The sequence below is a fragment of the Pseudomonas sp. St29 genome (genome assembly GCF_001547915.1).
Taxonomy (GTDB): domain Bacteria; phylum Pseudomonadota; class Gammaproteobacteria; order Pseudomonadales; family Pseudomonadaceae; genus Aquipseudomonas.
Genome location: NZ_AP014628.1, coordinates 2,390,246 through 2,402,893 on the forward strand (window position 1 = coordinate 2,390,246; position 12,648 = coordinate 2,402,893).

Below are 12,648 nucleotides of genomic sequence, written 5' to 3' on the forward strand. Positions count from 1 at the left end.
AGATCACCATCATGGCGAGAAAAATCAGTTACCAGCAGGCCATCAACGAAGCCCTGGCCCAGGAAATGCGCCGCGACCCCAGCGTGTTCATCATGGGTGAAGACGTGGCGGGCGGCGCCGGCGCCCCCGGCGACAACGACGCTTGGGGCGGTGTGCTCGGGGTGACCAAGGGCCTCTACCATCAATTCCCCGGGCGGGTGCTGGACACCCCGCTGTCGGAGATCGGCTACGTCGGTGCCGCGGTCGGCGCCGCCACCCGTGGCGTGCGCCCGGTGTGCGAGCTGATGTTCGTCGACTTCGCCGGCTGCTGCCTGGACCAGATCCTCAACCAGGCGGCGAAGTTTCGCTACATGTTCGGCGGCAAGGCCCAGACCCCGCTGGTGATCCGCACCATGGTCGGCGCCGGCCTGCGCGCCGCGGCCCAGCACTCGCAAATGCTCACCTCGCTGTGGACCCACATCCCCGGGCTGAAAGTGGTCTGCCCGTCGTCGCCCTACGACGCCAAGGGCCTGCTGATCCAGGCGATCCGCGACAACGACCCGGTGATCTTCTGCGAGCACAAAATGCTCTACAGCCTGCAGGGCGACGTGCCGGAAGAGTCCTACGCGATTCCCTTCGGCGAGGCCAACTTCCTGCGTGACGGCAAGGACGTGACCCTGGTGTCCTACGGGCGCACGGTGAACACCGCCCTGGACGCGGCGCGCAGCCTGGCCGGGCGCGGCATCGATTGCGAGGTGATCGACCTGCGCACCACCAGCCCGCTGGACGAAGACAGCATCCTGGAAAGCGTGGAGAAGACCGGGCGCCTGGTGGTGATCGACGAAGCCAACCCGCGCTGCTCCATGGCCACCGACATCTCGGCGCTGGTGGCGCAGAAAGCCTTCGCGTCGCTGAAGGCACCGATCGAAATGGTCACCGCGCCCCACACGCCGGTGCCGTTCTCCGACGCCCTGGAAGACCTGTACATCCCCGACGCGGCGAAGATCGAACAAGCCGTGCTCACCGTGATTGAGTGGAGCCGCTGATGAGCCAGATCCATACCCTGACCATGCCCAAGTGGGGCCTGTCGATGACCGAGGGCCGGGTCGACGCCTGGCTCAAGGAAGAAGGCCAGAGCATCAGCAAGGGCGATGAAGTGCTGGACGTGGAGACCGACAAGATCTCCAGCAGTGTCGAGGCGCCGTTCTCCGGTGTCCTGCGCCGGCAGATCGCCCGCCAGGACGAGACCCTGGCAGTGGGCGCGCTGCTGGGCATCGTGGTCGAAGGCGAGGCCAGCGACGCCGAGATCGACGCGGTGATCGCGCAGTTCCAGGCCAGCTTCGTGCCCGGTGACAGCGCCGACGAAGACAGCGGCCCGGCGCCGCAGAAGGTCGAACTGGGCGGTCGGCTGATCCGCTATTTCGAGCGCGGCGAAGGTGGCACGCCGCTGCTGCTGGTGCACGGCTTTGGCGGCGACCTCAACAACTGGCTGTTCAACCACGAGGCCCTGGCCGCCGGGCGCCGGGTGATCGCCCTCGACCTGCCGGGCCACGGCGAATCGGCCAAGGCCCTGCAACGGGGCGACCTGGATGAGTTGAGCGAGGTGCTGCTGGCGCTGCTGGATCACCTGGAGATTCCCGTGGCCCATCTGGTGGGCCACTCCATGGGCGGCGCGGTGTCCCTCAACACCGCGCGGCTGGCGCCGCAGCGGGTGCGTTCTCTGACCCTGATCGGCAGCGCCGGCCTGGGCCGCGAGATCAACGGCGACTACCTGCAAGGCTTTGTCGAGGCGGGCAACCGCAATGCGCTGAAGCCGCAGCTGGTGCAGCTGTTCTCCAACGCCGAGCTGGTGAACCGGCAGATGCTCGACGACATGCTCAAGTACAAGCGCCTGGAAGGGGTGCAGGACGCCCTCGGGCAGTTGGCCGGCAACCTGTTTGCCGACGGCCGCCAGCAGGCCGACCTGCGCCCGGTGGTGCAGGACGGCGCGCAGCCGGTGCTGGTGATCTGGGGCAGCGACGACCGGATCATTCCGGCGAGCCACAGTGCCGATCTCAAGGCGCAGATCGAGGTGCTGCCGGGGCAGGGGCACATGCTGCAGATGGAAGCGGCGGAGCAGGTCAACCGCCTGATCCTCGACTTTATCCGCCAGCACTGAGGTGTGCTGCGGCGGCCAGGGGGCCGTCGCAGTCCTACAAGAATATGGAGAAGCCAAGATGAGTGTTTCCCTCAAGTCCGTTCCGAGCATGCGCGCCGCGGTCTGGCATGGCCGCCACGATATCCGCGTCGAAGACGTACCGCTGCCCGACGCGCCGCCTGCCGGCTGGGTGCAGATCCGCGTCGACTGGTGCGGCATCTGCGGTTCCGACCTGCACGAATACGTGGCCGGGCCGGTGTTCATTCCGGTGGACGCGCCGCACCCGCTGACCGGGATCAAGGGCCAGTGCATCCTCGGCCACGAGTTCTGCGGCGAGATCGTCGCCCTGGGCGAAGGGGTCCAGGGGTTCAGTGTCGGCCAGCCGGTGGCCGCCGACGCCTGCCAGCACTGCGGCACCTGCTACTACTGCACCCACGGCCTGTACAACATCTGCGAAAATCTGGCCTTTACCGGGCTGATGAACAACGGCGCCTTCGCCGAATTGGTCAACGTGCCGGCCAACCTGCTGTACGCCTTGCCGGAGAACTTTCCCGCCGAGGCCGGGGCCTTGATCGAGCCGCTGGCGGTGGGCATGCACGCGGTGAAAAAGGCCGGCAGCCTGCTGGGGCAGAACGTGGTGGTGGTCGGCGCCGGCACCATCGGCCTGTGCACCATCATGTGCGCCAAGGCCGCCGGCGCGGCCCAGGTGATCGCCCTGGAAATGTCCGGCGCGCGCAAGGCCAAGGCCCTGGAGGTGGGCGCGACCCACGTGCTCGATCCCAAGGAATGCGACGCCCTGGCCGAGGTCAAGCGTCTCACCGGCGGTTTGGGGGCCGATGTCAGCTTCGAGTGCATCGGCAACAAGCACACCGCCAAGCTGGCCATCGACCTGATCCGCAAGGCCGGCAAATGCGTGCTGGTGGGGATCTTCGAAGAGCCCAGCGAGTTCAACTTCTTCGAGCTGGTGGCCACCGAGAAACAGGTGCTCGGGGCCCTGGCCTACAACGGTGAATTCGCCGATGTGATCGCCTTTATCGCCGATGGCCGGCTGGATATCGCGCCGTTGGTGACCGGGCGCATCCAGCTGGAAGAGATCGTCGGCCAGGGCTTCGAGGAGCTGGTCAACAACAAGGAGCACAACGTCAAGATCATCGTGTCCCCCGGTCAGTTGCGACGCCCTTAAGGGGCGCTCTTTGGCGATGGCCGGCGGCGGCCATCGCACTTTTTTACAGTTTTGCGTTCTATCACCAGGCCTGGCCGCGCCGATCCCCGCCGCAGCCCGTGAATTTCGACCCGGTGCCGATGGCCTACGCTCCCTCTTCTTGCATGATGCAAACCCGCTTTGCGCGCCTGTTCCTGGTGGCGCTGCTGTTGTTTGGCGCCACGGCCTGCACCCAGCAGCAAGGCCGCGACCTGGCCAAACAGTTCCGTGAAGGCAAGCCTGACGAATTCTTCCAGACCAGTGTCGATCGCATGGCCACCATCGGCATGCGCGACAACCTGCAGAGCCTGTACCTGCTGATGGGCAAGCTCTACCTGCGCAATCCCAGCCAGTGGCGCAAGTCTGGTTTCCCCGACGGCACCACGGCCCAGCGCGAGATCCGCAACGCCATCGAAAAGCGCCAGCCATTGCCGGCCCTCGGCGATCGTCGTGATTTGGCGGCCTTGAGTTATTCCTTGAGCCCGGAGTTTGAGGGGGATCGGGTCGGTGCCTTTATCTATGCCATTGGCAGCATGCTGGTGACCGCCCATGGCGGGCGGACCGAGTTCTACATGACCGATAGCATCGATCCGCAGTTCATCAGCAATGCGGCGCGCAATATTGAAAAAGCCACCTGGCTGCTGAGCCAGCGCCAGGATGCCAACGGCGTGCTGTTGCTGTTCTCCAACGAGATTTCCGAGGAGGGCAGCAACCTGAGTTTTGCCGTGGAGTTTGGCAAGATCGTCGCGCGCCTGGATCTGCTGACGCAGATTCTGGATGAGCGCTATCGGCGGGTGGGGTTCAATTATGCGCAGAGCCTGTTGCTGATGAATTTCTTGCCGGTGCAGTAGGGCCAAGGCCTTGGCCGCAGGTGCTGATTTTCGCTGCAGACGGGCCCCCTCAACAATGATCCACGGGTACAGGCATTCAACCTTTGAAAAAGCTGAAGACATTCACCGTTCAGGGAACCGCGGTGGGCAGTGACCAGCGCATCCAGCTGGACGAGATCTCGATTCTCGCCGAGCCGGACACGCTCAGGGCGCTGGGTGAGTTCCTGATCAAGGCTGCAACTGACATGGCGGCCGATGGCCTGGAGCACGTGCACCTGCAAGACGTGATCGAGCACTTCTCGCACCAGGCGCATGTAGATGTGATTGCCCTCAACCGGGCGCTGATCAAGCCTGCCTGAGGCAGCGCATTGTTCGGCCTAGCTACATGTTGCGAATCCGCTCGTCGGCCCTGAGTTCGAACTTGAAGCCAATGCCCACGTCATTCAGGGTTTCGGTCACGCGGGCCATGAAGTATTCGGCTTGCTCGGGCAGTTCATACAAGCCCGTGACTTGAATGATCGGGTACTTGCCATAGGCGCCGGGGATCTCGGTGTAGATCTGGCCACCTTCGATGAAGGCGATGTAGGCGTTGATTTTCTCTTGCAGCAATAGCAAGTGCTCGCCCTGCGCTGCTTTGTTCCCCCATTCCAGGTGGTCGGTAATGACCAGGAGCAGGTCGTTGGGCGCCTCCTTGGAGATGCCCCAGAAATCGATGACTTTTGGATTGGTGATGGACACGTCTGATCCTTAACGAGGTCGGCTGGCAAGCATTTCATTTACCGGGTCACTGAGCGCCAGGTCACCAGCCCCTCCAGGCCATGCTCGGACTTCAGGTAGTTGAGGGTGTTCTGTGCCTCGGCCTTTTCTTCGAAGGGGCCGGCAAAAAGGTGCGGTGGTTCATCGAGAACCGTGGGTATATCGATGAGCCCCATCTGGGCCGCCATGCGCGCAAAGTCTTCATCGGTTTGCGGGGTGATGCGGGCCACCCATCCGCTGCGATCCCTCAAGGCGATAGGCTCCACGTCGGCACCGCAGCGCTTGCATCGTGAGGCGTTGGCCTTGATGTCCTGGCCGCAGGCAGGACAAGGGCGCAGATCTTCATGCACCAGCGCGTCAACGCCGGTCTTTGCCAGCCGGGGCATCAACCACAGGGCAAGCAGGGCGACACCCGGAAAGAACAGCCCGATTGCAAACCATCTTGGCCCCGAGCGCCCACGTGTACTGGCCGCGTAAGCGGTCATTGCCGTGAGAATGAGCCAGAGGGGGAGCGAGATGCCCATTGCAAGTCCTTGTGTTGAGGTGTGAGTACAGCTCCCGCTGAACGGGGGCTGCAAAATATCCGTTCTTTGGCGGCGACGCCATAAACCATCATTCGAGCGGCCTGGTGTGGGGTAGTGGCCAGTGAGGTCAAGCGGTCGCTCGGTCGGCGCCGCTGCCGTTATCAAACAGGAGCGCCTCTGTGTTGCTGGCGCGCCAGGCCATTGGCTTGCTGTCGAATGATGAGGACAATCACGGCGCGGGGTGATTCAAGGCCTTTCCCCGGGCGGCTGTCACGAACCACCCGGGTGCACCTTGAGCAAGAGCGGCTAGGCGCGTGCCTGCCGGGATAGCCGATCCTGTGCCTACCGTTATTCCCGGAGCCTTTGCCCAGTGCCTGACCTGTCGATCAACGCCGCCTATGCCAAACGCTTCAACGCGGTACTGGCCTACATCAATGAGAACCTTGAAGGCGATCTGTCGGTGAGGACGTTGAGCCGGGTGGCGAACTTCTCCGAGTTTCACTTCCATCGGCAATTCACCGCCTTCGTCGGCGTGCCGGTTGCACGTTATGTGCAACTGATGCGCTTGCGCGGTGCGGCCCATCGCCTGGTGTCCCGGGCGGACTACTCGGTGCTGGAGGCCGCGCTCGGCGCTGGTTTCGAAAGCCCCGAGGCGTTTTCCAGGGCGTTCAGGCGGGCGTTCGGCATGAGCCCGAGTGCGTTCAGGAAGCAGCCGAACTGGCAGGTCTGGAATGCGGTATTTGCCATCCCTCATTTTTCCAGGAGCATCATCATGCAGGTACGAATCGTGGACTTTGCCGACACCCGGGTTGCAGCGCTGGAGCACTGCGGGCCTGCCGAGCTGGTCAATGAAAGCGTGCGCAGGTTTATCGATTGGCGGATGCAGAGCGGGCAGTCGCCGGTGGCATCGAGTCGCAGTTTTGGCATTCCCTTCAACAACCCCGATACCACGGCGCCGCAGGAATTCCGCTTTGCCATCTGCGGCGAGATTCATGAGGCGGTGGTGGCCAATGAGGTGGGTATTGGCGAGATGCAGATTGCCGGTGGCCGCTATGCGGTGGTGCGGCATGTGGGTTCGCCGGATCACATCGGTGAAAGCATCTACCCGATCTACCGCGATTGGCTGCCGGGCAGTGGCGAGGAACTGCGGGATCAGCCGATGTTCTTTGAATACCTGAGTATTTATCCGCAGACCCCACTGGAGCAGTGGCTGACGGATATTTATGTGCCCTTGCAGTAGTGGGGATGGGTCAAACCTTGCTCATGACCTCGATTTGAGCATGACCTTCGGGTACAGGAGTTCGACCTTTGCCAACGTTGAAACGCTTTAGCGTTCAGGGAACCGCGGTGGGCAGTGAGCAGAGCATCCAGCTGGACGAGATCTCGATTCTCGCCGAGCCGGACACGCTCAGGGCGCTGGGTGAGTTCCTGATCAAGGCTGCAACTGACATGGCGGCCGATGGCCTGGAGCATGTGCACCTGCAAGAGGTGATCGAGGGCTTTTCCCATGAGCGGCATGTGGATTTCATTGCGCTTAACCGGGCGCTGATCCTGCCGGCATAAAGTGGTGCTGCGCGCTGCTCGACCGAGGGGCAGCGCGCAGCTGGCGGGCTACAGGCCGGGAGCCTGTTCGGTCACTTTCAGCTCGAAATCAAAGCCGATGCCGCGCTCGTTGAGGATCTCGCCAATGCGTTTGAAAAACCAATCGACCTGCCCGGGCAGCTCGTGCAAACCCAGGACCCGGATCATCAGCTGCTTGCCGCGGGCATCGGGAATTTCGCTGTAGATCTCCTCACTTTCGATAAAGGTGATGTAGGTGTTGATCTTCTCCTGCAGCAGGAGCAGGTGCTCGCTGTGCGCCGCTTCGTCACCCCATTCGAGAGGGTCGACCATGATCAACAGCAGGCTGTCGGGCGCGGATTTGGGGATTGCCCAGATATCGATGACTGTTGGGTTGGTGATGGACATGGCTGATCCTTCAGGCGGTTGAGGGCGGGATTGTATGCCGTAGCGGCTGGATTCTTCAGTGGGCAGTCGGTTTTTGCCCCGTCCAGGCGCAACCTGGCCGAGCGGTTTTCAAGAGCGGTCGGATCGACGGCAGTGACAAAATGCCATCATCTGCTATGGCTTGTTAGGCCCCCCGGTGGATAGACGCCGGGCTCCAGGTGCCATTGCCCCGAAGCATCGAGACAGCGCGGGCCGCGTTATTCGACTTAACTGATGCTCACCCGCCCGGGAGGCGGTTCGTGGGCGCAGGAGGACGGAGTGTGGCCTGCAATCCCGACAGGCCTGGATTGACCCGAGTGAGTATCGACGTTGCCGTGCCGAGTGGGCCGCTACCCCAGTCGTCGGCTTGTTTGTAGCTCTCTGACACTCAGTCGATAGCGTGGAATGACAGCAGGGAAGTACCGACCATTCTATTAGAGAGATAAACCATGAACGTCAGGACAATGAATCTTGCTCCAAGGTCTGCCGCCTTTTTCTCGCTCATTGTCCTGGTGGTGTTCGCCCTGGGCATGGTCGCGGTGCTGCAAATGGGCAAGCTGCGAGACTCCGAGCAGGATGTCGAGACCAACTGGATGGCCAGCATTCGCGAGATCGGCAAGATGAAGACCGGCATCTTGCGCCTGCGCCTGGAAAGCATCCGCATCACCGTGACCACCGACGAACAACAGCGCCAGACCCGCATCGCCTCCTTGAGCGGTTACCGAAGCACCCTGCAGAACACCATCAGCCAGTACGTCCCCCTGATCACCGGGCCGGCGGAGCGTGAGCTGTACCAGGCGGTGGCGACCGATGTGCAGGCCTATTTCAAGCTGGTGGACGAGCTGGAGCCGCTGCTGCGCAGCGGTGACAACGCCGCGGCCATCACCTTGATCAACACCCGCATCAGCCCCATGACCAACGCCATGCAGGAGAAGATGGACAAGCTCTCGGACTTCAATGACGAGGGCGCCAGGCAGGCGGGGATCACCGCTTCGTCGGTGTACAACAGCGGCCTGACGCTGGTGCTGGTGTTGATGGGGGTGACGGTGGTGCTCACCGTGGTGCTGGCCACCGTGCTGACCCGCAGCATCACCGCGCCCATCGGCGATGCCCTGGCGGTGGCCGAGCGCATCGCCGGCAGCGACCTGTCCCGGGAGATCGGGGTCAATGGCCGCGATGAAGCCGGCCGCCTGCTGGCCGCCCTGGCCAAGATGCAGAGCAACCTGCGGGAAACCATCGCCCACATCGCCGACTCTTCGACCCAACTGGCCTCGGCCTCGGAAGAAATGACCGCGGTGACCGAAGACGCCAGCCGCGGGCTGGTGCGGCAGAACGATGAAGTCAGCCAGGCAGCCACCGCGGTGACTGAAATGAGCGCCGCGGTGGACGAGGTGGCACGCAACGCCGAAGCGGCCGCGCAGTCGTCCCGCGAGTCCATGGAGTTCACCCGTTCCGGCATCGAGAACGTGGCCCAGACCCTGAAGGCCATCGAAGGCCTGGCCGGCAACGTGGCCAGCACCGGCGAGCAGGTCAAGGCGCTGTCCGGCAGGGCCCAGGACATCAGCAAAGTGGTGGAAGTGATTCGCGCGATTGCCGAGCAGACCAACCTGCTGGCCCTCAACGCCGCCATCGAAGCCGCCCGCGCCGGTGAGCAGGGCCGGGGTTTTGCGGTGGTGGCCGATGAAGTGCGGGCCCTGGCCCACCGCACCCAGCAGTCGACCCAGGAAATTGAGCAGATGATCAGCGCGATCCAGGCCGATTCGACCCAGGCGGTGAGTGCCATGAATGTCAGCGCGGAGATGGCCAACAGCTCGATCTCGGTGGCGCAGAACGCTGATGTGTCGCTCAAGCAGATTGCTCAGGCGATCACCCAGATCAACGAACGCAATCTGCTGATCGCCACCGCCTCGGAAGAGCAGGCCCAGGTGGCGCGCGAGGCGGACCAGAACCTGACCAGCATTCGCGAGCTGTCGATCCAGAGCTCGGCGGGGGCCAGCCAGACGGCCAGTGCCTGCGGGGAGATGGCCAATCTGGCGATCGAGTTGAACCGGCTGGTGGCACGGTTCAAGGTTTGAGCGCGGTTTTTTGCCCTACGGTGGTCTGGTTCCTCCGTAGGAGCTGGCTTGCCAGCGAAGCTTGTCAATGAGGGCGCGGGGTGGGGGACATATCCGTTGCTGCGGCCAGGGCCGCTGGCGGTTTCGCTCTTACAGCGACTCACTTTTGAACAGCGCAAAAGCAAGCAGTTTCCTTATGGCCCTGACCGTTGAAACCTGTAGCCGCTGTCGAGCGCAGCGAGGCTGCGCACGAGGACGCAGTCCTCGCCAAACCTGCCGATGCTTTTCACCTGGCTGCATAGGGTTCTGCGTACCTATCCGTTGCTGCGGTTACGGCCACTTATGGTTTCGCTCTTACCGCGAGTCACTTTGGAAAAGCCGGAATGCCGGCCCAGCCCAAAGTCACCAAAGGGCTTTGCCCCTCCACTCGGTGCCTCGCTAATGCTCGGCAGGCCCTCACTCCGGCATTGATCCGTGGACCGCCGCCAGCGGCCGTCCCTGGCCGGATGGCGGCTAACCCGGCGTCCTGCCGGGTTACCCACGGCTCACTGCCTGCGTTCGGCCATCGTGTCTAAAGGGGCAGGAAGATCAAAAGCCAAAACCAGGGCCGGATCAACTCAACATCTTACGACAGGCGGCCTGGGGGCGATTCTCCAACCTGACGGCGTTCTGCATTGGCCCTGTTCCCCGCTTGAGCCTGTGCTTAGCGCCCGAGCTTTTCCATTGCCGCATCGGCCAGGAAGGACGAGCGGCTCTTGATGTTGTGCTCGCGGACGAAGCGGTCGATCTGCTGAATCACATACCCCGGCAAGGTCACGTTGACCTTCTCGGTCTTGCCCAGGTAAGGCGTGATGTCGATCTCCAGCATGCCCCAGCCCATGCCCGCGAAATCGGGGTGGGTGCGGTGTTTGCCGGTGGGCGAGGGCAGGGGAATGGCCTGCCCGGCTCGGGCCCGTTCTTCGAGCATGACGTGGGCAATCTCGATGGCGGCGCTGTAGGCGGCCTCGAAGGTGTCGCCGGCGGTGACGGCGCCGGGGATGTCGGGAATCTGGATGCCGGTGGCGGTGTGTTCGTCGCCCCACTCGATGCAGATGGGATATTGCACGGGGATTTCCTCAATACAGGTGCGAAGAATGATGGGAGCTAAAGCAGCCCGGCCAGTTTCCTGATGGCCCTGACCGTTCCCCGGGGCAGATCCTTCTTCGGGTGAGGCACTGGAACGGTGTCGGGCCTGTAGGGATGCTGGAACAGATGATGGCTGCCAGTGACTCGCTCCAGCATCCATCCCGCGGCTTCAAGCTCCTTGATCAACTGTCTGCTTTGCACCTCCATCTCCTTGTCGGGGTGAGAGGCGCTTTATAACTCCAGGCGCATGATAACGCAGGTTGAATTGTGTGTCTGGAGTTATGTATCAAGGGGTGTCGTTCAGCAGGGCCCGGTGTGCTGGGCGGTCGCAGGCTACATAGAAGTCCCCTCGGTTTTTCATGGACGTGCCATTGCCGCCACTGCACTATGGCCGCGGATTTTCAGTCACCCATCTCCCCCCGTCGAAGGCCGATCCATCGGCGGGTTCATGCCAAGGAAGTCATCAGATCCATGACCGTCAGCGAACTGCTTGTCGCCATTCGTAAACCCTATGTTGAAACCCTGGCGCGTGTTGCCGCAGAAGGGGCGGCGCATGTCGAGCCCGCGTACCGCAACAGCGATGGTTCGCTGGCGGTTGAAGGGGCCATGGGCACGCCTTGTCGGGTGGATGTGATCGCGGCCGAGAGCGGGGAGCCGGTGCAGGTCGATGCCGAAGCTGAGCTGGGTTTTGAGCCTGTGAGGTTTGCGATCGAGCAGATGGCGGTGGGGATCTCGCCCTTTGGCTGGGACTGGTTGCCGCTGGAGGTGCGGGGGTTGAGCCTGGAACAGGCATGCGAGGTTATTCGGGGGTGGTTCTTTGAGTGGTTCGATGGCGAAGATGAAAACCCGCCAACCGAAGAAGGGCTGCAAGGGGTGGTGCATTTCGTGTCGGACCCGGAGGCCACGGAGGAGGGGTACAGGGTCAAGATTGATCTGGGGTCGGCCCCTGGAGAAGCGGTGGAGGGGTTGTTGTTTGCGTTGGCGGATGCTGGCGCCACCGGAGCTTTCCTCGGATAAAGAGAGGGGGTGCCAAACGGCGACCCCACGACCGACCTGATATCGCCCACCTGCAACCGATCCCCTGTAGGAGCTGGCTTGCCAGCGAAGCTCGCCAACGATGACGCGCAGGCACCTTCTTACCGAGTGCAGTTGGGGGCGGCTGGTTTACATATCCGTTGCTGCGGGTGCGGCGGCTGGCGGTTTCGCTCTTACAGCGACTCACTTTTGAAAAGCGCAAAAGTAAGCAAAACGCTCCTGCCCCCGCATCCGGCGCCTCGCCTAGGCTCGGCGTTCCCTCGCTCCGGCATTGCTCCGGGGGCCCGCCGCCACAGGCCATCCATGGCCTGGGGCGGCTAGCTCGGCATCCATGCCGAGCTGCCCCCTACGCAACGCCTGCGCTCGGCCTCCTGAAGGGGCAGAAAGATCAAAAGCAAGATCAAGATCAAAAGCCCAAGCGCGTTGTACGCGCTTTCGTAGGAGCCGGCTTGCCGGCGAATTGGCCCGCAAGCCATCCATCGCCCTGGCTGACGCCTGCGTAATACCTGCGCTTGACCTTCTGAAGGGGCAGGAAGATCAAGAGCCAAAGTCCAAAGCAAAGCCAACACCGTCAACGGCGACCTCACTCTCAGAGCTTCATGCCCACCGCCAGCCGGTTAAAGGCGTTCATCAAGGACACGGCCAAGGTCAGGTCGGAAATTTCGACCTCGCTAAAGTGCGCTTTCAGCGGTTCGTACAGTGCGTCCGGCGCGCCCTTGTCGTGGACGTAGGTGAGGGTTTCGGCCCAGTCCAGGGCGGCGCGCTCGCGGTCGTTGAACAGTTCGCTGACGCGCCAGCCGGCGAGGCAATCCAGTTTGTCCTGGGCGACTCCACATTCGCGCAGGGTCTGTGAGTGCTTGCCCAGGCAGAACGAGCAGCCGTTGATCTGCGACACGCGCAAATACACCAGCTCCAGCAAGGGCAGGCCCAGGGGGCTGGCGGCCAGGGCGGTGTTGGTGGCGAGCAGGCCTTGATAGGCGGCCGGCGACAAAGTGGCAAAGGGCAGTCTGAGTTGGCTCAT

General features: G+C 62.8%; 15 protein-coding genes and 1 pseudogene. 10 read left to right on the forward strand and 6 right to left on the reverse strand.

Annotated elements, in window-relative coordinates; genetic code table 11:
- The first annotated feature begins 11 nt into the window (after positions 1-11).
- The 5 genes from PST29_RS10930 to PST29_RS10950 all read left to right on the forward strand — a co-directional run bounded on the left by PST29_RS10930 (position 12) and on the right by PST29_RS10950 (position 4,506).
- Complete coding sequence (locus PST29_RS10930; RefSeq protein WP_060843043.1) at positions 12-1,025, forward strand: alpha-ketoacid dehydrogenase subunit beta; 1,014 nt, start codon at positions 12-14, stop codon at positions 1,023-1,025.
- Positions 1,025-2,137, forward strand: a complete 1,113-nt coding sequence (locus PST29_RS10935) for an acetoin dehydrogenase dihydrolipoyllysine-residue acetyltransferase subunit (protein WP_060843044.1) — start codon at positions 1,025-1,027, stop codon at positions 2,135-2,137. Before PST29_RS10930 ends, PST29_RS10935 begins: the two co-directional genes overlap by 1 nt.
- An 88-nt stretch (positions 2,138-2,225) precedes the next feature.
- Positions 2,226-3,299, forward strand: coding sequence for a 2,3-butanediol dehydrogenase (locus PST29_RS10940; protein WP_231979048.1), 1,074 nt, complete (start codon positions 2,226-2,228; stop codon positions 3,297-3,299).
- A 143-nt stretch (positions 3,300-3,442) separates the two neighbouring features.
- Entirely contained in the window at positions 3,443-4,168 is a 726-nt protein-coding gene (locus PST29_RS10945) for a hypothetical protein (RefSeq protein WP_060843045.1), read from the forward strand.
- A gap of 83 nt (positions 4,169-4,251) precedes the next feature.
- On the forward strand, positions 4,252-4,506 hold the full coding sequence (locus PST29_RS10950) for an Imm32 family immunity protein (RefSeq protein ID WP_060838481.1): 255 nt from the start codon (positions 4,252-4,254) through the stop codon (positions 4,504-4,506).
- Positions 4,507-4,528: 22 nt separating this feature from the next.
- Here the strand turns inward: PST29_RS10950 and PST29_RS10955 are convergent, their stop codons facing one another.
- Entirely contained in the window at positions 4,529-4,885 is a 357-nt protein-coding gene (locus tag PST29_RS10955) for a DUF6572 domain-containing protein (protein WP_060843046.1), read from the reverse strand.
- A gap of 38 nt (positions 4,886-4,923) precedes the next feature.
- Complete coding sequence (locus PST29_RS10960; RefSeq protein WP_060843047.1) at positions 4,924-5,427, reverse strand: zinc ribbon domain-containing protein; 504 nt, start codon at positions 5,425-5,427, stop codon at positions 4,924-4,926.
- Between the two features lie 370 nt (positions 5,428-5,797).
- On the opposite strand from PST29_RS10960, the gene PST29_RS10965 reads away from it, so the two are divergent.
- Complete coding sequence (locus PST29_RS10965; RefSeq protein ID WP_060843048.1) at positions 5,798-6,667, forward strand: AraC family transcriptional regulator; 870 nt, start codon at positions 5,798-5,800, stop codon at positions 6,665-6,667.
- Positions 6,668-6,735: 68 nt separating this feature from the next.
- Positions 6,736-6,990: an Imm32 family immunity protein gene (locus tag PST29_RS10970; protein WP_060843049.1), complete on the forward strand. Its 255-nt coding sequence runs from the start codon at positions 6,736-6,738 to the stop codon at positions 6,988-6,990.
- 48 nt (positions 6,991-7,038) lie between these two features.
- Here the strand turns inward: PST29_RS10970 and PST29_RS10975 are convergent, their stop codons facing one another.
- Positions 7,039-7,395, reverse strand: a complete 357-nt coding sequence (locus PST29_RS10975; RefSeq protein WP_060843050.1) for a DUF6572 domain-containing protein — start codon at positions 7,393-7,395, stop codon at positions 7,039-7,041.
- A 482-nt stretch (positions 7,396-7,877) separates the two neighbouring features.
- On the opposite strand from PST29_RS10975, the pseudogene PST29_RS32730 reads away from it, so the two are divergent.
- Both PST29_RS32730 and PST29_RS32735 read left to right on the forward strand, forming a co-directional pair.
- Positions 7,878-8,633, forward strand: a pseudogene (locus PST29_RS32730) (MCP four helix bundle domain-containing protein); the annotation flags it as partial.
- Positions 8,634-8,699: 66 nt separating this feature from the next.
- The gene (locus tag PST29_RS32735) at positions 8,700-9,488 is read left to right on the forward strand and encodes a methyl-accepting chemotaxis protein (protein ID WP_375136281.1); all 789 of its coding nucleotides are present in this window, start codon (positions 8,700-8,702) and stop codon (positions 9,486-9,488) included.
- Between the two features lie 682 nt (positions 9,489-10,170).
- Here PST29_RS32735 and PST29_RS10985 read toward each other — a convergent pair.
- Positions 10,171-10,572: a type II toxin-antitoxin system HicB family antitoxin gene (locus PST29_RS10985; RefSeq protein ID WP_016968754.1), complete on the reverse strand. Its 402-nt coding sequence runs from the start codon at positions 10,570-10,572 to the stop codon at positions 10,171-10,173.
- Between the two features lie 38 nt (positions 10,573-10,610).
- Positions 10,611-10,793, reverse strand: coding sequence for a type II toxin-antitoxin system HicA family toxin (locus tag PST29_RS10990; protein WP_060845091.1), 183 nt, complete (start codon positions 10,791-10,793; stop codon positions 10,611-10,613).
- Between the two features lie 270 nt (positions 10,794-11,063).
- On the opposite strand from PST29_RS10990, the gene PST29_RS10995 reads away from it, so the two are divergent.
- Positions 11,064-11,609 (forward strand): hypothetical protein, encoded by a 546-nt coding sequence (locus tag PST29_RS10995; protein WP_060843051.1) that lies wholly within the window; start codon positions 11,064-11,066, stop codon positions 11,607-11,609.
- 607 nt (positions 11,610-12,216) lie between these two features.
- On the opposite strand, the gene PST29_RS11000 is transcribed toward PST29_RS10995, so the two are convergent.
- Positions 12,217-12,648: a carboxymuconolactone decarboxylase family protein gene (locus PST29_RS11000; RefSeq protein WP_016968757.1), complete on the reverse strand. Its 432-nt coding sequence runs from the start codon at positions 12,646-12,648 to the stop codon at positions 12,217-12,219.